Genomic DNA, 18,791 nt, shown 5'->3' on the forward strand with positions numbered 1-18,791 from the left:
GGAATGGCGTTTGTCCGCACGCTAGCCGTGTGGGTGGTCGGTGCGTTGTGTCTGCAACGCGCCGCCATGGCGGGCCCGGCCAGTACACCGGGCGCGCCGGGTCCAAGCCCCGACACGGGGCCGTATCTGCACGAATTACTCAAGCGTCCGGATTTTTCGGGCGCCTATACGCGCATCGTGACGCCGCGCAACCTGCCAACGTGGGTGCGTCAGGGTGGCACGTCGACGCCGTCGCAACGTGTGACGGTGGCCGGCAAGCCCTGGCTCCTCGTGCAGAGTTGCAAGCCGCACGACTGCCCGAGCGAGTATGTCCATATTTTGTACGAACCGCGCTCGCAGTCGATCGCGGCGCTGTTTGTGCGCGATCCGAGCGCTGCCGCCAATGCCGGCGTGCATCAGGATCGCACCGAACTGATCTGGCTGGGCTCACCTGACGGCTCGCTCAAGAACGCCCTGCTCCACACGCTGCGCTTTACCGAATAACCTCATCGTTCGCACCATGACCGATCAAAACACTCCGGCCCAAGACCAGGCCAACGACGCCCCGCAGGACGACAACAAGCTCATCGCGGAACGTCGCGAGAAACTTCAGGCACTGCGTGCCGAGGGCGTCGCCTTCCCGAACGACTTCCGCCCCGAGCAGCACGCAGGCGACTTGCAGGCGCGCTATGTGGACGTGCAGAACGACGTTCTCGAAGCCGAACCCGTCGCCGTCTCGGTGGCCGGGCGCATGATGCTCAAGCGCGTGATGGGCAAGGCCGCGTTCGCGACCGTGCAGGACAGCAGCGGGCAGATCCAGTTCTTCATCAGCCGCGACGACGTCGGTGTCGATTCGATGACCGCCTTCAAGGGCTGGGACATCGGCGACATCATCGCCGCACGCGGCACGCTGTTCCGCACCCGCACCGGCGAACTGTCGGTCAAGGTCACGGAACTGCGGCTGCTCGCCAAGGCGCTGCGCCCGCTGCCGGACAAGTTCCACGGTCTGTCGGATCAGGAAACCAAGTACCGCCAGCGCTACGTCGACCTGATCACCTCGCCCGAGACGCGCAACACGTTCCGCGCGCGCGCCAAGGCCATCGCGTCGATTCGCCAGTACATGACCGATGCCGAGTTCATGGAAGTCGAAACGCCGATGCTGCACCCGATTCCGGGGGGTGCCGCCGCCAAGCCGTTCATCACGCATCACAACGCGCTCGACATGCAGATGTACCTGCGTATCGCGCCGGAACTGTATCTGAAGCGCCTGATCGTCGGCGGCTTCGAGCGTGTGTTCGAGATCAACCGTAACTTCCGCAATGAAGGCGTGTCGCCGCGCCACAATCCGGAATTCACGATGATGGAGTTCTACGCGGCCTACACGGATTACCGTTGGCTGATGGACTTCACCGAGTCGCTGATCCGCCGCGCCGCCATCGATTCGCTCGGCACCGCGACCATCCAGTATCAGGGCCGCGAGCTGGATCTGGCCAAGCCGTTCCATCGCCTGACGATTGTCGAAGCGATTCGCAAGTACGCGCCGGAGTACACCGAGGCGCAGCTGGCCGATATCGAATTCGTGCGTGGTGCGCTGGTCAAGTACGGCGTGAAGGTCGACGCACCGCAGTTCAAGCACGCCGGTCTGGGCGCACTGCAACTGGCGCTGTTCGAAGAGACGGCCGAGAGCCAGCTCTGGGAGCCGACGTTCATCATCGACTACCCGGTGGAAGTCTCGCCGCTCGCACGCGCATCGGACACGGTACCGGGCATCACCGAGCGCTTCGAGCTGTTCATGACGGGCCGCGAAATTGCCAACGGCTTCTCGGAGTTGAACGATCCGGAAGATCAGGCTGCGCGCTTCCGTGCGCAGGTCGAGCAGAAGGATGCCGGCGACGAAGAAGCCATGTACTACGACGCCGATTACATCCGCGCGCTCGAGTATGGCATGCCCCCGACGGGCGGCTGCGGTATCGGCATCGATCGCCTGATCATGCTGCTGACCGATAGCCCGAACATCCGCGACGTGCTGCTGTTCCCGCACCTGCGCCGCGAAGACTGAGCGTCTCGAACTTTCGAGCCGCTTGGCCGGATGGCTGAATGAAAATGCCGCAGCGATATTCGCTGCGGCATTTTTTTATGCTGTTGAACGGTGAAGCGGATCAAGACGAAGGCGGCGCATCTGTGGTCGTACGCTCGCGGCACGCGTTGGCGTGTAACGTCAGCGCGTCATGGCCGGAACGCCGGGCGTTCGCAGAACGCCACCAGTCACCCGGGCAACGCCGCTCGAAAATCGAGGTCTCGATGGCAGGCACCGGCGCGCCGCCCTCCCCCGCCCGCGACGCCACACGCGTCACATTCGTGAGGCAGTTGGAAAAGCCTGCGGCGTGGCTATGCAACGACAATATCCGGGCTACGCCGCTCGTCGGACTCAGCCTCGACGGGTCGACAGGCAAGCGATGGAGGATGTCGCGTCCGGTCGCGCGAAACAGCGCCGGATTGGGGTTGTCATGCCATGTCCGCTCGTCCACCTTCGTCACCCGGCTCCACGTGGGCATGAGCGCCCACCAGCCCAAGTCATACTCCAGCGCCGCCATGGTGCCCGGCTGGTAACCGTCGTGGCGCAGGTAAATCGAGGGAATCGCCATCGATTCAGCCGTGTGAAATTCGCTTGCCAGCGTGCGGTTCGCATTTGGCCCGTCGCCTTCGCCGTGGCCGCTCGACGTTTGCGCGGCTTCCGTCGCAGCGATGCCCAGACACGCCATGCGCTGCTCCAGCGCGTCAACAAGGTGTTCGCCGTCGATCCCGTTGTGACATCCCTCCGTTGACGCCACCAGATCCAGCAATTCGACCCAGAACGCACCGGCCTTGTGTTCGGACAGAAAGCCGATGCGGTCAGGCTCGGAATGCAGATGCATGATCGTGCGCCCATCCGACTGCACGTCTGCGGGGGCCCGCGTAGGCAACCACGTTGCACAGTCTTCCTGACGCAGTACACGCTCGCCGCCCCCATCGGGAGCCACACGAACGTCGCTGAGATCGTCGGCAAAGACAACGCGCGGGTTGTCGGACATCGTGACCCACGCGCCGGCGATCACCGTGGTCAGCGACGGCACGGACAGCGCCGTCGCCGAGATTCCTGAAGTGCTCAGAGCAGGCATGTGTTTCTCCTGTAGCGGCATCGAATTGTGCCGCCAAGGAGTCTAGGATTCTGCACACTCCGCGTTATCGCGTACCTGAGCGGTGTTACGCGAAACGTGAACACGCGCCCGCGAGAGGTTCAGAAGACCGGAACACCGCGATACGCGGACGGCCAGCCGCCATCGAGTCGCAACCACGTGCGCGAGATCGGGTGAATCGAACCGTTCGACGACTCTTCAACCAACTGGCGCAGCGCGAGTGACGACAGCGTCTTCTCATCGGTCGGAAATGCCACGAGGAATGTACGGTTCACCGCCACCGCGGCGAATTCGCGCACGCCGAAGTGGGCCACCATCGACTGATAGAGATTGCCGAGTACCAAGGCGCCCGCCGGGGCCATCCAGTTGCCGCGCGAGCCCCCGAAATGCGTGCCGTCGTCGAGGCATGCAATGCCGAATTCGAAGTGACGTGAATTCCACGCGCGCGACAGATTGGACGCCGCATGCGCGAACGCGTCTTCGAACGTCATCCCCACCGCCGCCAAATCACTGCCTTGCAAACGGCGCAGGCCCTGAGGGCCGTCCATCACCAGTGTGAGGAAAACGTCGTCGGAAAACGGTTCGCTAACGTCGCCGTTCGGATCGCAAGCGTCCACCCAGGCACCGGGCACGACGTATGGATAGAGATGAAGTTGATTCGCGCTGTCCAGCGGCGCGTCCAGCAGTGGCAAGGTATCGGTCATGAGTCGCGTCGAGATCTGTTTCATTTGTTAGGACGTTCCGGTGCACGACAAGTGCCCGGAATGGGACACATCCGAAAAATCCCCTGTATTTCATTGACTTACATCATCACATACGCACCGTACGGGTGGTCCGCCATGCGAAACATCTTACATCGCGTTACAAAATGAAACGGTTGCCGCGCTTGCCGTGACGGACACTTCCGACATGCGAGATCACTCGATGGCTACCGTGAACGCTAACACGGTGTCATCCGAATGCAGCGGATTCCGATGCATTCACCGGCCGGAAAAATGAAAGGGCCGGGCAGCACGGTGGCTCGCCACCAACCACACGATGGAGAAAACAACATGGATAACGATCTGCAACCGCGTCGCATGCATCCGCTGATCGCTGCTGCCGCCGGCAGCATCGTGGTCGTCAGCTTGCTCGGCGTCGCCGCCATTACGGGCGTGCTGCCCTCGGCAAAGAGCACCAACGGCCCTGCGCCGACGAGTGACGCTTCCAACTCGCAATATGCCCTGACGCCGCCGCAGTCGTCTGCCCAATCCGCGACTGCCTCACAACAGGCGCAGCAGGCTCAGGCGGCGCAACAGGCCCAGCAAGCCCAACAAGCCCAACAAGCCCAGTACGCGCAGCAGCAAGCCCCGCAGCGCGCTCCGGCACAGCAACCGTCGTACGCGCAACAATCGGCCCCACCGGCACAGCAACAAGCCGCCGCATGCTCTAGCTGCGGCACGGTGCAGTCGGTGCAGCCGATCCGCACGCAAGGCCATGCGACGGGTCTGGGCGCCGTCGGGGGCGCCGTCGCCGGTGGCCTGATCGGCAACCAGTTCGGCGCCGGTAACGGCCGCACCGCGATGACCGTGGTCGGCGCGCTCGGCGGTGGTCTGGCCGGTAACGAGGTCGAGAAGAACGTGCGCTCGGACACCGTGTATCGCGTCTACGTGCGCATGGACACCGGCAAGACCCGCTATTGGACGTATCAGCAAGCGCCGGGCGTACAACCGGGTGACCGCGTACGTCTGGAAGGCAACGGACTGGTGCGCGCCAGCTAAGTCAGACGCTCCGGCCGATTCAATGGCTGCTGACGGTGCCCTTCAGGAAGGCGTCGTCACAGCAGCCCCTTCAGTCACGTCACACGCTTCGCAGAAACACAAAAGCCGCTCGAAAGAGCGGCTTTTGCTTTGACAGCATCGCAGTGACCAGCGATGCGGCAGATCAGCGAGCTTCGTCGATCCACGCCATCTGAATGGCTTCGAGCACCTTTTCACCAGCGCGGTCGGCGGCATCGTCGAAACCATCGAGTGCCATGACCCACTGATGCAGATCGGTAAAGCGCACGTATTGCGGGTCAACGTCGGGATGCGCGTCGGTGAGCGCAATCGCGATGTCCTGAATGTCGGTCCATTTCATGGGGCAAGCTCCTCGTTCTTGTCTGACATTTCACGTGGCAACGCTATACAGCGACGCTCAGTGATTTTCCTTGGCGTGGTTGATCGTGTACTTCGGAATTTCGACCACGAGGTCAGTGTCGGCCGGCATCGGCGTCTGACACGACAGGCGCGACGTCGGCTCCAGCCCCCACGCCTTGTCCAGCAGATCCTCTTCTTCGTCTTCCGCCGGTTGCAGCGCTTCGAAGCCCTCGCGCACGATCACGTGGCAAGTGGTGCAGGCACACGACTTTTCGCAGGCGTGTTCGATTTCGATGTCGTTGGCGAGCAGCGCGTCGCACACGGTGGTGCCCGGTGCAACCTCCAGCACGGCCCCTTCCGGGCACAGCTCAACGTGAGGCAATACAACGATTTGTGGCATGGCTTGCAGTTTCCGTGTGTGTCTTACAGTTTGTCGATGTCCGCAACGCGCCGGCCGGCCAGCGCTGCGCGGATGCTCTTGTCCATGCGACGCGCGGCAAAGGCGTCGGTCGCCTGCGACAGTGTCTCGGTGGCCGTCTTGATCGCGATCTGATCGTCGCCCGACGCCTTCTGGCGCAGGTCGGCCAACAGGCCGTCGATCTCGGCACGCTCATCGGCGTCGAGCAATTCAGGGTCAGCGGCAAGCGCGCTGTCGATGGCCACGAGCAAGCGCTCGGCGTCCACCTGTTGCTCACGCAAGGCGCGGGCACGCATGTCCGTTTCTGCCGAGCCGAAGCTGTCTTGCAGCATGCGGGCGATGTCGTCGTCGGCCAGACCGTACGACGGCTTCACTTCGATCGACGCGGCCACGCCCGAGTGCATCTCTTGTGCTGCCACCGACAGCAAACCGTCAGCGTCGACCTGATACGTCACGCGAATACGCGCCGCGCCAGCCGTCATCGGCGGAATACCACGCAGCTCGAAGCGGGCGAGCGAGCGGCAATCGGCCGCCAGTTCGCGCTCGCCTTGCAGCACGTGAATCGCCATGGCCGTCTGGCCATCCTTGAACGTGGTGAATTCCTGCGCGCGTGCGACCGGAATCGTGGCATTGCGGGGGATGATCTTCTCGACCAGACCGCCCATTGTCTCGACACCGAGTGACAGCGGAATCACGTCGAGCAGCAGCCACTCGTCGCCGTCGGCCTGATTGCCGGCGAGCATGTTGGCCTGCACTGCCGCGCCAAGCGCCACGACCTGATCCGGGTCGAGATCGACCAGCGGCTCACGGCCGAAGAACGTGGCGACGGCTGCGCGCACTTGCGGCATGCGCGTCGCGCCACCGACCAGCACCACACCCTTGACGTCTTCCGGGCCCATGCCCGCGTCGCGCAATGCCTTGCGCATCGGGCCGATGGTGCGGTTCACGAGTTGTGCGCCCAGTTCGGTGAACTGCTCGCGCGTGAGTTTCAACGCAACCTGTCGCTCACCAGACAGCGTGAGCGCGATGTCGGCGTCTTGCGCGTCGGTCAGCGCTTCCTTGGCGGTGCGGGCGTGATCGAGCAACGCGCGCACGTCCTGCGAGGTGAGCGAAGCGGCGGCGAGGCCAGCTGCGCCCACGGCCCAGCGGTAGATCACCTGATCGAAATCGTCGCCACCGAGCGCCGAATCGCCACCCGCGGCGAGCACTTCGAACACGCCCTTCGTCAGACGAAGAATCGAGATGTCGAACGTGCCACCGCCCAGATCGTAAATGGCGTAGAGGCCTTCGGCCGCATTGTCCAGACCGTAGGCAATCGCGGCAGCCGTCGGCTCGTTGAGCAGACGCAGCACATTCAGACCGGCCAGACGCGCGGCGTCCTTGGTGGCCTGACGCTGGGCATCGTCGAAGTACGCGGGCACGGTAATCACCGCGCCGACGAGATCGTCGCCCAACGTGTCTTCGGCGCGCTGGCGCAACGTGGCGAGAATTTCGGCAGACACTTCGACCGGGCTCTTCACGCCACCGGCCGTGTTCATCTGCACCATGCCGGGCGCGTCGACGAAATCGTACGGCGCGTTGTCGGCGTGGGCGACATCGGCCAGACCCCGGCCCATGAAGCGTTTGACGGAAACGATGGTGTTGCGCGGATCGGTGGCGGCAGCCGACTTGGCGTCGTAGCCGATCTGGGTGCGGGGACCGCCGAGATAGCGCACGACGGACGGCAGCAAGACGCGGCCCTGTTCGTCGGGCAGCACTTCAGCGACACCGCTGCGCACGGCGGCCACGAGCGAATGCGTCGTGCCGAGATCGATGCCCACGGCGAGTCGCCGCTGGTGCGGCGCGGGGGACATGCCGGGTTCGGAAATTTGCAGAAGGGCCATGGCTTTGCAATACGGGCGACGCGCAGGCGCGTGCACCCTTGTTCTCAAGCGGTTCTCAGAATCATGTGACGGCGCCGCACCGGGCCATCACGCGTTTTCCAGCATTTCGATGCGCTGCGCGATATCTTCCTCGGCGCGCGCAATAAACATCAGTTGCCGTACGGCTTCGGCGGCCGGCTGCCAAGCGGCGCTGTCGAGCCAGTCGCCCAGTTTGGTCAGGCGGGTGCGCCGGTCGTCGCGCAGCGTTTTCGCCAGCGCGTCGAGTGCGCCGACATTGCGCGCGGCGACGGCATCGTCGATGGCTTCACGCCATTCCATCTGCTGCATCAGGAAATCGGGGGCCATCGCGGTGTTGTTCTCCGCGCCCACGTCGATGCCCTGCAAGGTCAACAGATAGGTGCCGCGCTGCAACGGGTCACGCAGCGTGCGATACGCAGCATTGGCCTGTGCCGCCCACTGCATGGCGACCCGGCGCTCGGCATCGCTCGCGTTGGCGAAGCGATCGGGATGCACCCGCGATTGCACCGCGCGGTACGCCGTATCGAGCGCCTCGGTGTCGAGCGCGAAGCGCTGCGGCAACTCGAACAGCGTGAAATAGTTGTCAGTCAATGCAGTCATCGCACCATCGTCTCTAACGTCAGCCCGTAAAAAAAGCGGCTCGCGCCGCCTTGTTGCCTACGCTACTACCGCGCCGACCGTGTCGGCGCGCCAATCTCGCTTACTCTGCCGGCGAACTATCGGATAGGCCGAACCCATCCGGCGCATCCGGTGGTTCGCCGCGCTGGCATTTGCGACACATCAGCACACTGCCGATCATCGCGTCGCGTCCTGCCGGGCTTTGCGTCCACGTCCGGATCTGCCAAGGCGGCAGATGCCGGACATGTTGCCCATGCCCACACGCCAGCCGGGCAACCCACTGGCCTTCGCCGTCCTGACGAAAGCCGGTGATCACGCGAGCCGGCGCGTCGTCAGACGCGGAACGACTCGCCGCAGCCGCACTCATCCTTGACGTTCGGATTATTGAAACGGAATCCTTCGTTCAAGCCTTCGCGCGCAAAATCCAGTTCGGTGCCGTCGATATACGGCAGACTCTTCGGATCGATGATCACCTTCACGCCGTGGCTCTCGAAGACGGTGTCTTCGGTTTCCACGTCATCGGCATATTCCAGCTTGTAGGCCAGGCCCGAGCAACCGGTCGTCTTCACGCCCAGCCGCAGGCCCACGCCCTTGCCGCGCCGCGTCAGATAACGCGAAACGTGCTGCGCAGCCTTCTCGGTCAATGTGACAGCCATCTTTGCCTGTTTCCTTGTTAAGACTGAATGCGACGACTTAGGCAGCCTTGGCAGCTTCGGCCGACTCGCCGTGCTTCTGCTTGTAGTCGGCGACAGCAGCCTTGATTGCGTCTTCGGCCAGAATCGAGCAGTGAATCTTCACCGGCGGCAGTGCCAGTTCTTGCGCGATCTGCGTGTTCTTGATGTCGAGCGCCTGATCCAGCGTCTTGCCCTTGACCCATTCCGTCACCAGCGACGACGAGGCAATGGCCGAGCCGCAACCGTAGGTCTTGAACTTGGCGTCTTCGATCACGCCGGATTCGTTCACACGAATTTGCAGCTTCATCACGTCGCCGCAAGCCGGTGCACCGACCATGCCGGTACCCACCGCGTCGTCGCCCTTGTCGAACGAGCCGACATTACGCGGGTTTTCGTAGTGATCCAGAACTTCTTTGCTGTAAGACATGGCTAACTCCTTGAATGCTCAGTGTGCGGCCCACTGGATCGAGCTGATGTCGATCCCGTCCTTGTACATTTCCCACAGCGGCGACAGATCGCGCAGCTTGCCGATCTTGCCCTTGAGCAGTTCGACCACGTAGTCGACTTCCTGCTCGGTCGTGAAACGACCCACCGTGAAGCGAATCGAGCTGTGCGCCAGTTCGTCGTTACGACCCAGCGCGCGCAGCACGTACGAAGGCTCAAGCGAGGCCGACGTGCACGCCGAACCCGACGACACCGCCACATCCTTGATCGCCATGATCAGCGACTCGCCTTCGACAAAGTTAAAGCTGATGTTCAGGTTGTGCGGCACACGTTGTTCCATGTCGCCGTTCACATACACTTCTTCCATTTCCGTCAGGCCGCGCAGCAGGCGATCGCGCAGCATACGCACGCGCTCGTTTTCCGTGGCCATTTCTTCACGTGCCAGACGGAATGCTTCGCCCATGCCCACGATCTGGTGCGTGGCCAGCGTGCCCGAACGCATGCCGCGCTCATGACCGCCACCGTGAATCTGTGCTTCGATACGCACGCGCGGCTTGCGACGCACATACAGCGCGCCGATGCCCTTCGGGCCGTACGTCTTGTGTGCCGAGAACGCCATCAGGTCGACTTTCAGCTTGTTCAGGTCGATGGGCATCTTGCCCGTGGCCTGTGCCGCGTCGACGTGGAAAATGATGCCCTTTTCGCGGCAGATCTCACCGATCGTCTCGATGTCCTGAATCACGCCGATTTCGTTGTTCACGGCCATCACCGACACGAGAATCGTGTCCGGGCGCAGTGCCGCCTTGAAGACGTCGAGATCGAGCAGGCCGTCGTCCTTGACGTCCAGATACGTGACTTCGAAGCCCTCGCGTTCCAGTTCGCGCATGGTGTCGAGCACAGCCTTGTGCTCGGTCTTCAGCGTGATGAGATGCTTGCCCTTGCCTTGATAGAAGTGCGCGGCACCCTTGATGGCGAGGTTGTCCGACTCGGTAGCACCCGACGTCCAGATGATCTCGCGCGGGTCGGCACCCACGAGCTTCGCGACTTCCTCGCGTGCCTCTTCCACCGCCTGCTCGGCGGCCCAGCCGAACGAGTGGCTGCGCGAGGCCGGGTTGCCGAACTGCTCGCGCAGGTACGGCAGCATCTTGTCCACAACACGCGGGTCGATCGGCGTGGTGGCGCTGTAATCCATGTAAATGGGAAGATTGAGGGTGTCGTTTTTCATGGGGTGCTCCAGGATCGTGCCGTGGCGCCTGTTATGAACGGGCCATATCGAAGACCGAATTGGGAATGCGCGTGGCGATGGTCTGGCTGGTGCCGGGCTCGCGCGTGTCACGCAGCACGGCCTGTTGGGCCTGTTTGCTGCGCTGCTGCTCGACCAGGTCGCGCAGCGAAACGGAATCGAGATACTCGACCATCTTCTGGTTGAGCGTCGCCCACAACTCGTGCGTCATGCAATGACCGCGATGGCCGTCCTGGCCCTTCTCGCAATTGCCCTTGCTACCGCACTGTGTGGCGTCGAGCGGTTCGTCGACCGCAATGATGATGTCAGCGACCGTCACCTCTTCCGCGCGGCGCGCCAGGCTGTAACCGCCGCCCGGACCGCGTACGCTTTCCACAATTTCGTGGCGGCGAAGCTTCCCGAACAGTTGTTCCAGGTAAGAGAGGGAAATTCGCTGACGCTGACTAATGCCCGCAAGCGTCACGGGACCCGCGTCCTGGCGCATGGCCAGGTCGATCATCGCCGTAACGGCGAAACGGCCTTTCGTGGTAAGTCTCATGATGATGCAGGGGATTAATCTCGACTATTTTCGTCAAGTATAAATACCCCACGAAATTAGTCAACTACTTCTGGCCCATTTTTTGCGAAAGTTCCCTCGTCCATTTGCGAAAAATCTTATTTTTCGGGACGAGCTTCGGGGCTCGCGGTGCGTAGCGGAAACAACAGCACCAGGGGGTTGCGCAGCACGGCGCGCCAGATGGCGCGGTGGATTTGCCGACGGTCACCCAACCGCAGTGGACGCGATCGGAGCGCCATGTGGAATGCTAACGCAAAACTGACGCCGACGTTGAGCAGGGCCATCGACCCAACCCCTGCCACGGCCAGCCAAAGCGAGGCATCGTGCAGCACCGGCAAGCCCAGCACGCCGATGGACGTGGCGATCGCCCCCGTCGACAGCGTGACGTGGCGCACTTCGAACGGCAACGCGAACGCGGTCAGTACGGCAGGCACCAGTCCGAGCATGAAGCCGAGCGTAAGGTTGCCGAGCACCGGCGCAATGTGACGACGGCACCAATCGGCGATACGCGCCGCCCCATTGCGGCCGAAAACAAAGCGCAGACGGCGGTTGTACGCCAGCACGTCGCCGATGCCATGCAGCGCGAACCAGTTGTCCGCCCAGCCCGAGATCAGGCTGGAGCACCACAGCAATACCCCCGTCATCGCCGCAAAGAGCGGCGTCACACCGAGGATCGAGAACGAATTCAGCGTGGCGTGCGCTTTTTCCGGCGGGATCGTGTTCATACCCAGCGCCGCCGATACCCCCCATTGCACCAGCAGGCAGAACGGAAACACCATCGCCAGATTGCCGAAGATCGCCGCCGCCTGCGTACGCACGAGCGCAATGACTTCGCCGACGAAGGCGTCCATGCCGGCGGCCGTATCCACATCGTCGAGCTTGCTGGCGATGGCCGGCGCCGTCATGGCCGGCTGCTTGGTCGCCAGCGTGAAATGGCAGAAGTGCATGAACAGGAAGCACAGCGCGTAATTCGCACCGGCGAGGAAACCTTCGACGATCGTCGGCAGGTGCGCGCTGGTAATCAGAAACTTCACGTAGACCGTGACCACCGTCACGAGCCCGCCGCCGCACGCCATCTTGAGCATCGACAGGTATTCAGGGCGCGTGCGCGCAATGTAGTGCTCGCCAGTCTCCGCGCTGCGCTCGACCACCTTGCGTGCCAGCAGGCCGAACGATGTACGCGCCAGTTCGCCCACGCTCTGACTCGCCCGATTCGCGCGCACCAGATCGGCTAGCAGCCGCACGCGCGCCGTCGCATGATCGCTGTCGACCAGCCACGCTTCGAGCAGCCGCTCCAGCCGGCGGATACGTGACTTCGCGCGCTCCACCAGAAACACGATGTCCACGCTCACGCCGTTCTCGTCCAGATGCGCGTACACCTGACGCACGGCGCGGCCGCAATCATCAAGGAGCGCCCGAAACACGTTGAGCTCCTGCACGAAACGCTGACTCGGCGGTGCCCCCGGCACGAGTTCGCGCCCGGCATCCTCCAGCCCTTGCATGGCGCGGCCAAGGCGATAGAACGGCGACTCCGTCACACGCGGATACGTCAGTCGCGTGCGCACGGCCTGCGACAACCCGGTCGACGCGATCTGATCGACCAGATGATGCATGGCGGCGAGCAGGTCTTCGGCAAAGGGATTCCAGTCGGTGTCTTCGTCGTCGGCCTCCCCGAAATGCAGCAGCGCAATGAGGTCGGCCAGCAGTGCGGGCGGCATGTCGCCAATCCAGTCGGCGGCATCGCCATCGGGGAACATCAATGAGCACAGCGCCGACAGATCACGGCGCGTGGGCGGCGGCGGGATCAATGCCTTCTCGATGCGTTCGGCGAGCGCGCCCCAGAAGCCTGGCCGCACCGGCATGCCGGTATCGCACAGGAGAGAAATCGCGTCGCTGTCGTTGATGACGCTGCGCAGCGTGCGCGCGACGGGCAAGCGCCACGCCGGGTTGCGATCGAGCATTTGCAGCAGATAGCGCAGGCGGGTGTGCGGCCGGTAGCGGGCGGCCTCCCCTTCGGCGCGCGCTTCGTTGGCGAGCGAACCGCGTTTTTGCACCCAATGCGCCAACTCGATCAGCCATTGATTGCGCACGGCCAACGGTGCCGTCGGATCCGCGTGCGCGAGCAGTTCATCGAGTTGATGGCCCGCGTGGCGTGAAGCACGCCATTTGCGCCAATAAGACGTAAGGGTGTTGAGCATCTTTCAGGGAATTCGGGCCGATCAGGCCGAGTTAGGACGGCAATGGCCCGAATGATAGCCCCTGAATACGCGATTGACCGGCAAAGATCTGGCGCAACGCCCCGTTTCAGCGATCTTCGCGAAGCCGGGCGAGCAGCCCGTCAAGACCGTCTTCGACGTAATCGAGCACGGTTTCGAAGCCACGTTCGCCGCCGTAATACGGGTCGGGGACTTCTGTCGCGTCGTGGCGCGTGGCGAAGTCCATCAGCCGCACGATCTTGTGCCGGTATTGGGCGGGGCATTGCGCGGTGAGGTCGGCGACATTGGCATCGTCCATCGCGACGATCCACGTGAATCGCTCGAAATCGTCCGCCTCGACGCGGCGTGCACGCAATTCACTCAGATCGTAGCCGCGCTTGGCGGCAGCAGCCTGTGTCCGCGCATCTGGCGAGTGGCCGATGTGATAGCTGTGGGTGCCTGCTGAATCGACCGTCACCACGTCGGTCATCCCGGCCTCTGCCAGACGATGACGAAAAATGCCGTCGGCGCTCGGCGAGCGACAGATGTTGCCCATGCAAACGAAGAGGACTGAAGTCTTTTTCATTGGAAACGTGGATGAGTTGCAAATAGGAGATCCGGCGTCAGGATAACCAATGCGGCCATCCTGACACCGGAAACGTCTCCTGGAAACAGAAAGATCAGTGTCCGAGGGCGTTCGCATGCGAAAGCACGCCACCGAGCAGGTTGGTCACAGGTGAGAGCACACCGGCGTGACCGGTGACGGAACCTGCTATGGAAGTAACCGGTGCGACCGCCTTGGCGACGCCGGCATTGCCCGCAACCGCCGTAATCGGTGCAATCGGCACGCCACCGGCCGAGCCGATCACGCCAGTGACAATTCCGGTGACAGGCTCCAGCGGACTACCTCCGCCCACGCCGCCCAACGTCCCCGAAAGACCGCCGAGAACGCCACTGACCGTCGTGACGATCCCCGTGACCGGCGCAAGCACACCGCCGCCGAGCGCACCCGTGACCTGACCGAGCAGTGAAGTGACGGGCGCGAGAATCGGCCCCACGATCGGTACAGTCGGCAAGGTCGGCAGTGCGATGCCCGGAATGCCAGCAATGCCGCCAATGGATTGCGCGAAGGCGCCAGATGCCGAAAACAGGCCGGCACAAAGCGCAGCAGAAACAGAAACGGTCTTGATTGCACCGCAGACGAAACGTTGATTCGAGCCCATGGTAACCCCCCAGTTCTTGACGGACGAAAGGGCGTCGACAGCACGATGGCGACGCGAGCGCCGGTCGATCGGAACGTCGGCGGCGCCTGTCTCACATGACGCAATTCGAGTGCCACGGATGTGCACTCAAAGAGCGTCAACGCCGCAAAAACAGACCGCAGATGGGGAGTGAACACTTCATGTGTTCGATTGAGGTACCACCGAGAGCAGATACTTCGCGTTTTCCCGTTACGGGAAAACGCGAACGTAACGTAACGCCGTTACATCGCCACGTCGTTACGTCATTACATCGTTACGTCGTTACGTCGCTACACCATGACACGGGCCACGCCGCGCAACACAGGACAACGTCAGAGCTTCGGCCCGAGTTCGGCCTCGCTGGCGCCATCCGTGCCGAACACCAGCGCCTTGACGTGAAGCAGTTGGTCGCGCACCTTCGCCGCTTTCTCAAACTCCAGATTGCGGGCGTGCTCCTGCATCTGCTTCTCGAGCTTCTTGATCTCGCGCGCAAGCTGCTTCTCGGACATGTCCTGGTAGTGCGCCTGCTCTTTCGCCTCGGCCAGTTCCGCCTTGGCGTCCTGCGGGTCGTACACGCCGTCGATGATGTCCTTGATGCGCTTCTTCACGCCCACCGGCACGATGCCGTTCGCCACGTTGTGCGCCATCTGCTTGGCACGGCGACGCTCGGTCTCGCCGATGGCGCGCTTCATCGACTCGGTCATCTTGTCGCCATACAAAATGGCCGCGCCGTTGACGTTACGCGCCGCGCGCCCGATCGTCTGAATCAACGAACGCTCGGCACGCAGAAAGCCTTCTTTATCCGCATCAAGAATCGCCACCAGCGACACTTCAGGAATATCGAGACCCTCTCGCAGCAAGTTGATCCCGACCAGCACATCGAACGCGCCGAGCCGCAGATCGCGGATGATTTCCACCCGTTCGACGGTGTCGATGTCGCTATGCAGATAGCGCACCTTCACGCCGTTATCCGAGAGATATTCGGTCAACTGCTCGGACATGCGCTTGGTCAGCGTCGTCACCAGCACGCGTTCGCCTACCGCCACCCGCTTGTTGATTTCACTTAGCACGTCATCGACCTGCGTGCGCGCGGGGCGCACCTCGATGGTCGGATCGATCAGCCCGGTCGGGCGCACCACCTGCTCCACCACCTGCCCTGAGCGCTTGCCTTCGTAATCGGCCGGCGTGGCCGAAACGAACACCGCTTGCCGCATCTTGCGTTCGTACTCGGCAAACTTGAGCGGCCGGTTATCGAGCGCCGACGGCAGCCGGAAACCATAGTTGACCAGGTTTTCCTTGCGTGCCCGGTCGCCGTTGTACATGCCGTTGAACTGGCCGATCAGCACGTGCGACTCGTCCAAAAACATGAGCGCATCGGGCGGCAGATAGTCGACCAGCGTCGGCGGCGGCTCTCCGGGTGCCGCGCCCGAGAGATGCCGCGAGTAGTTTTCAATGCCCTTGCAGAAGCCCAGCTCCTGCAACATTTCCAAATCGAAACGTGTGCGCTGCTCAAGCCGCTGCGCTTCGACGAGCTTGCCTTCCTTGTAGAAGAAGTCGAGCCGCTCGCGAAGTTCGGCCTTGATGGTCTCGATGGCGCGCAGCACCGTGTCGCGCGGCGTGACGTAGTGCGAAGACGGATACACCGTGAAACGCGGCACTTTCTGGCGCACCCGGCCCGTAAGCGGGTCGAACAATTGCAATGTGTCGACTTCGTCGTCGAACAACTCCACACGCAGCGCCAGCTCGGCGTGTTCTGCCGGGAAGATGTCGATGGTGTCGCCGCGCACGCGGAACGTGCCGCGGCCGAAATCGGTCTCGTTGCGCGTGTATTGCATCGCAATCAGGCGCGCAATGATGTCGCGCTGCCCGATCTTGTCGCCCTGGCGCACCGTCAGAATCATCTGGTGGTATTCGGTCGGATTGCCGATACCGTAGATCGCGGACACGGTGGCCACGATCACCACGTCGCGCCGCTCCAGCAGGCTCTTGGTCGCCGACAGCCGCATCTGCTCGATATGCTCGTTCACCGACGAATCCTTCTCGATGAAGAGATCGCGTTGCGGCACGTAGGCTTCCGGCTGGTAGTAGTCGTAGTACGAGACGAAGTACTCGACGGCGTTACGCGGGAAAAATTCGCGGAATTCGGAGTAGAGCTGGGCGGCGAGGGTCTTGTTCGGGGCAAACACGATGGCCGGGCGCCCCATGCGCGCAATCACGTTGGCCATCGTGAAGGTTTTGCCCGAGCCGGTCACGCCAAGCAGCGTCTGGAACGCGAGACCGTCGTCGATGCCTTCGGTCAGTTGCGTGATCGCCGTGGGCTGGTCGCCCGCCGCGGGGAACGGGCAGTAAAGCTGATAAGGCGAATCGGGGAACGTCAGGAACTTGCTCTCGTCGAGCGTGTTGTCAGCCGCAGGGATCATGGCGGGGGTGCGAGCCTGATAGACGTAATCTGCCATTCTAGCGCGTCAGTCAATTCCTAGAGTCCCATGGGTGACAGGACGACTAAAGGACGGACATCCGAGTCTCGGCCGGACGGCACGCATGGCGGCCGCCAATCCCGGCCATCGGCTGATTTCTCGCCAATTTCTGGCATAAATTGGCAGTTTTCGTGCCGAAATGCCATGTATTCCTGCTGTGTGGCCTGTGGTTTACCACAAGCGCGGGCATTCTTCGTTAAAATGCTCCGTTGCACCTGACACTTTTGTGCCGCATTTTTCCACTACTGCCTCGAGCCGTCGAAATGACTCTCTTCTCCGCTGTCGAACTCGCCCCGCGTGACCCCATTCTTGGTCTGAACGAAGCCTTCAACGCCGATCACCGCACCAACAAGGTGAATCTGGGCGTGGGCGTGTATTTCAACGCGGAAGGCAAACTGCCCCTGCTCAAGGCTGTGAAGGCCGCGGAAGAACAACGCGTCGCCGCCGGCCTGCCGCGCGGTTACCTGCCGATCGAAGGCATTGCCGCCTACGACAAGGCCGTGCAAGAGATGCTCTTCGGCAAAGAGTCGCCGGTGCTGACCGAAGGCCGCGTGATCACGGCTCAGGCCCTGGGCGGCACGGGCGCACTGAAGATCGGCGCCGACTTCCTCAAGCAACTGAACCCGAACGCCACGGTCGCCATCAGCGATCCGAGCTGGGAAAACCACCGCGCCCTGTTCACGCAAGCCGGTTTCAACGTCGTCTCGTACCCGTACTACGAAGCCGAAACGCATGGCGTGAACCTGTCGGGCATGCTCGACATGCTGGGCAAAGAGCCGGAAGGCACGGTGGTCGTGCTGCACGCCTGCTGCCACAACCCGACCGGCGTCGACCTGACGATGGACCAATGGGCCCAAGTCGTGGAAGTCGTGAAGGCCCGCAAGCTGGTGCCGTTCCTCGACATCGCCTACCAGGGCTTCGGTGACGGCATCGATGCCGACGCCGCCGTGGTGCGCCTGTTCGCCGCATCGAACCTGAACTTCTTCGTCTCGAGCTCGTTCTCGAAGTCGTTCTCGCTGTACGGCGAACGCGTGGGTGCTCTGTCGATCGTCACGAGCAGCAAGGACGAATCGACCCGCGTGCTCTCGCAGCTCAAGCGCGTGATCCGCACCAACTACTCCAACCCGCCGACGCACGGCGGCTCGGTGGTTGCCGCGGTCCTGAGCAACCCGGAACTGCGCGCCCTGTGGGAAGAAGAGCTGGCCGAAATGCGCGAGCGCATCCGCGCCATGCGTCTGGCCCTGGTCGAGAAGCTCCGCGCCCACGGCGTGGAACGCGATTTCTCGTTCGTGATCAAGCAACGCGGCATGTTCTCGTACTCGGGCCTCACCGCCGACCAAGTCGAGCGCCTGCGCGAAGAGTTCGGTATCTACGCCGTGAGCACGGGCCGCATCTGCGTGGCCGCACTCAACGACAAGAACATCGACGTCGTCGCTTCGGCCATCGCCCAAGTGCTGCGCTAAGCGCGTCAGCGGGCGCGAAGACGGGGAAATCGGGCCAGATTTGGCGTGATCCCCCGGCGATCTTGCGCCGCGCCATACGTGTCATGCGGCAGAACAAGAAAAGCCCGCCTCACCGGCGGGCTTTTCTTTGCCCGGATTATGTTGCGCCGCAGCAACGATAGTTTATAACAATGAGCCGAATAAGCTAAAACTATCGATCTGATGCGGAAATGCCATACATCAGGGTTATGCTGCGTTGCACAGCCGCGATAAACGGTTGCATAATTGCCTCCATCACTCGCCTCAGGGC

General features: G+C 62.7%; 19 protein-coding genes. 4 read left to right on the plus strand and 15 right to left on the minus strand.

What is annotated here, in order from left to right; all coding sequences use genetic code 11:
- Nucleotides 1-3 precede the first annotated feature (3 nt).
- Entirely contained in the window at nucleotides 4-483 is a 480-nt protein-coding gene (locus CDV44_RS11925) for an Ivy family c-type lysozyme inhibitor (protein WP_058379405.1), read from the plus strand.
- Between the two features lie 16 nt (nucleotides 484-499).
- Nucleotides 500-2,038 (plus strand): lysine--tRNA ligase, encoded by a 1,539-nt coding sequence (gene lysS / locus CDV44_RS11930; RefSeq protein ID WP_087688227.1) that lies wholly within the window; start codon nucleotides 500-502, stop codon nucleotides 2,036-2,038.
- A 100-nt stretch (nucleotides 2,039-2,138) separates the two neighbouring features.
- Here the strand turns inward: lysS and CDV44_RS11935 are convergent, their stop codons facing one another.
- Nucleotides 2,139-3,137 (minus strand): hypothetical protein, encoded by a 999-nt coding sequence (locus tag CDV44_RS11935; protein ID WP_087688228.1) that lies wholly within the window; start codon nucleotides 3,135-3,137, stop codon nucleotides 2,139-2,141.
- A gap of 119 nt (nucleotides 3,138-3,256) precedes the next feature.
- Nucleotides 3,257-3,883 carry a hypothetical protein gene (locus CDV44_RS11940; protein WP_087688229.1) on the minus strand — a complete coding sequence of 209 codons (627 nt, stop codon included), beginning with the start codon at nucleotides 3,881-3,883 and terminating at the stop codon, nucleotides 3,257-3,259.
- Nucleotides 3,884-4,207: 324 nt separating this feature from the next.
- On the opposite strand from CDV44_RS11940, the gene CDV44_RS11945 reads away from it, so the two are divergent.
- A complete protein-coding gene (locus tag CDV44_RS11945) occupies nucleotides 4,208-4,915 on the plus strand; it encodes a glycine zipper 2TM domain-containing protein (RefSeq protein ID WP_087688230.1) in 708 nt (235 codons plus the stop codon).
- A gap of 163 nt (nucleotides 4,916-5,078) precedes the next feature.
- Here CDV44_RS11945 and iscX read toward each other — a convergent pair whose 3' ends face one another.
- The 13 genes from iscX to uvrB all read right to left on the minus strand — a co-directional run bounded on the left by iscX (nucleotide 5,079) and on the right by uvrB (nucleotide 16,982).
- Nucleotides 5,079-5,273: a Fe-S cluster assembly protein IscX gene (gene iscX / locus CDV44_RS11950; protein WP_058379410.1), complete on the minus strand. Its 195-nt coding sequence runs from the start codon at nucleotides 5,271-5,273 to the stop codon at nucleotides 5,079-5,081.
- A 57-nt stretch (nucleotides 5,274-5,330) separates the two neighbouring features.
- Nucleotides 5,331-5,672 carry an ISC system 2Fe-2S type ferredoxin gene (gene fdx, locus CDV44_RS11955; protein ID WP_087688231.1) on the minus strand — a complete coding sequence of 114 codons (342 nt, stop codon included), beginning with the start codon at nucleotides 5,670-5,672 and terminating at the stop codon, nucleotides 5,331-5,333.
- Nucleotides 5,673-5,695: 23 nt separating this feature from the next.
- Nucleotides 5,696-7,573 carry a Fe-S protein assembly chaperone HscA gene (hscA, locus tag CDV44_RS11960; protein WP_087688232.1) on the minus strand — a complete coding sequence of 626 codons (1,878 nt, stop codon included), beginning with the start codon at nucleotides 7,571-7,573 and terminating at the stop codon, nucleotides 5,696-5,698.
- A gap of 87 nt (nucleotides 7,574-7,660) precedes the next feature.
- Nucleotides 7,661-8,191 carry a Fe-S protein assembly co-chaperone HscB gene (gene hscB / locus CDV44_RS11965; protein WP_087688233.1) on the minus strand — a complete coding sequence of 177 codons (531 nt, stop codon included), beginning with the start codon at nucleotides 8,189-8,191 and terminating at the stop codon, nucleotides 7,661-7,663.
- 100 nt (nucleotides 8,192-8,291) lie between these two features.
- Complete coding sequence (locus tag CDV44_RS11970; protein ID WP_087688234.1) at nucleotides 8,292-8,576, minus strand: DUF3565 domain-containing protein; 285 nt, start codon at nucleotides 8,574-8,576, stop codon at nucleotides 8,292-8,294.
- Nucleotides 8,542-8,865, minus strand: a complete 324-nt coding sequence (gene iscA, locus CDV44_RS11975) for an iron-sulfur cluster assembly protein IscA (protein ID WP_058379415.1) — start codon at nucleotides 8,863-8,865, stop codon at nucleotides 8,542-8,544. Before iscA ends, CDV44_RS11970 begins: the two co-directional genes overlap by 35 nt.
- A 37-nt stretch (nucleotides 8,866-8,902) precedes the next feature.
- Entirely contained in the window at nucleotides 8,903-9,310 is a 408-nt protein-coding gene (gene iscU, locus CDV44_RS11980; protein ID WP_058379416.1) for a Fe-S cluster assembly scaffold IscU, read from the minus strand.
- An 18-nt stretch (nucleotides 9,311-9,328) separates the two neighbouring features.
- Nucleotides 9,329-10,552 carry an IscS subfamily cysteine desulfurase gene (locus CDV44_RS11985; RefSeq protein WP_058379417.1) on the minus strand — a complete coding sequence of 408 codons (1,224 nt, stop codon included), beginning with the start codon at nucleotides 10,550-10,552 and terminating at the stop codon, nucleotides 9,329-9,331.
- Between the two features lie 31 nt (nucleotides 10,553-10,583).
- Nucleotides 10,584-11,108, minus strand: coding sequence for a Fe-S cluster assembly transcriptional regulator IscR (gene iscR, locus CDV44_RS11990; protein ID WP_058379418.1), 525 nt, complete (start codon nucleotides 11,106-11,108; stop codon nucleotides 10,584-10,586).
- A gap of 116 nt (nucleotides 11,109-11,224) precedes the next feature.
- Nucleotides 11,225-13,324, minus strand: a complete 2,100-nt coding sequence (locus CDV44_RS11995; protein ID WP_087688235.1) for a site-specific recombinase — start codon at nucleotides 13,322-13,324, stop codon at nucleotides 11,225-11,227.
- Between the two features lie 106 nt (nucleotides 13,325-13,430).
- Nucleotides 13,431-13,907 carry a low molecular weight protein-tyrosine-phosphatase gene (locus CDV44_RS12000; protein ID WP_170935961.1) on the minus strand — a complete coding sequence of 159 codons (477 nt, stop codon included), beginning with the start codon at nucleotides 13,905-13,907 and terminating at the stop codon, nucleotides 13,431-13,433.
- Nucleotides 13,908-14,001: 94 nt separating this feature from the next.
- Nucleotides 14,002-14,544 carry a hypothetical protein gene (locus tag CDV44_RS12005; protein ID WP_087688237.1) on the minus strand — a complete coding sequence of 181 codons (543 nt, stop codon included), beginning with the start codon at nucleotides 14,542-14,544 and terminating at the stop codon, nucleotides 14,002-14,004.
- Between the two features lie 350 nt (nucleotides 14,545-14,894).
- A complete protein-coding gene (gene uvrB, locus CDV44_RS12010; RefSeq protein ID WP_087688736.1) occupies nucleotides 14,895-16,982 on the minus strand; it encodes an excinuclease ABC subunit UvrB in 2,088 nt (695 codons plus the stop codon).
- 320 nt (nucleotides 16,983-17,302) lie between these two features.
- Here uvrB and CDV44_RS12015 point away from each other — a divergent pair, with 320 nt between their 5' ends.
- Nucleotides 17,303-18,502, plus strand: a complete 1,200-nt coding sequence (locus tag CDV44_RS12015; RefSeq protein WP_087688238.1) for an amino acid aminotransferase — start codon at nucleotides 17,303-17,305, stop codon at nucleotides 18,500-18,502.
- The last annotated feature ends 289 nt before the right edge of the window (nucleotides 18,503-18,791 follow it).

The organism is Pandoraea sp. PE-S2R-1, assembly GCF_002179865.1.
Taxonomy (GTDB): Bacteria; Pseudomonadota; Gammaproteobacteria; order Burkholderiales; family Burkholderiaceae; genus Pandoraea.

What these genes read in the sequence shown, in the direction of transcription:
- CDV44_RS11925 (WP_058379405.1), top strand. Translation starts at nt 4, where the DNA reads ATGGCGTTTGTCCGCACGCTAGCCGTGTGGGTGGTCGGTGCGTTGTGT.
- lysS (WP_087688227.1), top strand. Translation starts at nt 500, where the DNA reads ATGACCGATCAAAACACTCCGGCCCAAGACCAGGCCAACGACGCCCCG.
- CDV44_RS11935 (WP_087688228.1), bottom strand. Translation starts at nt 3,137, where the DNA reads ATGCCTGCTCTGAGCACTTCAGGAATCTCGGCGACGGCGCTGTCCGTG.
- CDV44_RS11940 (WP_087688229.1), bottom strand. Translation starts at nt 3,883, where the DNA reads ATGAAACAGATCTCGACGCGACTCATGACCGATACCTTGCCACTGCTG.
- CDV44_RS11945 (WP_087688230.1), top strand. Translation starts at nt 4,208, where the DNA reads ATGGATAACGATCTGCAACCGCGTCGCATGCATCCGCTGATCGCTGCT.
- iscX (WP_058379410.1), bottom strand. Translation starts at nt 5,273, where the DNA reads ATGAAATGGACCGACATTCAGGACATCGCGATTGCGCTCACCGACGCG.
- fdx (WP_087688231.1), bottom strand. Translation starts at nt 5,672, where the DNA reads ATGCCACAAATCGTTGTATTGCCTCACGTTGAGCTGTGCCCGGAAGGG.
- hscA (WP_087688232.1), bottom strand. Translation starts at nt 7,573, where the DNA reads ATGGCCCTTCTGCAAATTTCCGAACCCGGCATGTCCCCCGCGCCGCAC.
- hscB (WP_087688233.1), bottom strand. Translation starts at nt 8,191, where the DNA reads ATGACTGCATTGACTGACAACTATTTCACGCTGTTCGAGTTGCCGCAG.
- CDV44_RS11970 (WP_087688234.1), bottom strand. Translation starts at nt 8,576, where the DNA reads ATGAGTGCGGCTGCGGCGAGTCGTTCCGCGTCTGACGACGCGCCGGCT.
- iscA (WP_058379415.1), bottom strand. Translation starts at nt 8,865, where the DNA reads ATGGCTGTCACATTGACCGAGAAGGCTGCGCAGCACGTTTCGCGTTAT.
- iscU (WP_058379416.1), bottom strand. Translation starts at nt 9,310, where the DNA reads ATGTCTTACAGCAAAGAAGTTCTGGATCACTACGAAAACCCGCGTAAT.
- CDV44_RS11985 (WP_058379417.1), bottom strand. Translation starts at nt 10,552, where the DNA reads ATGAAAAACGACACCCTCAATCTTCCCATTTACATGGATTACAGCGCC.
- iscR (WP_058379418.1), bottom strand. Translation starts at nt 11,108, where the DNA reads ATGAGACTTACCACGAAAGGCCGTTTCGCCGTTACGGCGATGATCGAC.
- CDV44_RS11995 (WP_087688235.1), bottom strand. Translation starts at nt 13,324, where the DNA reads ATGCTCAACACCCTTACGTCTTATTGGCGCAAATGGCGTGCTTCACGC.
- CDV44_RS12000 (WP_170935961.1), bottom strand. Translation starts at nt 13,907, where the DNA reads ATGAAAAAGACTTCAGTCCTCTTCGTTTGCATGGGCAACATCTGTCGC.
- CDV44_RS12005 (WP_087688237.1), bottom strand. Translation starts at nt 14,544, where the DNA reads ATGGGCTCGAATCAACGTTTCGTCTGCGGTGCAATCAAGACCGTTTCT.
- uvrB (WP_087688736.1), bottom strand. Translation starts at nt 16,982, where the DNA reads ATGATCCCTGCGGCTGACAACACGCTCGACGAGAGCAAGTTCCTGACG.
- CDV44_RS12015 (WP_087688238.1), top strand. Translation starts at nt 17,303, where the DNA reads ATGACTCTCTTCTCCGCTGTCGAACTCGCCCCGCGTGACCCCATTCTT.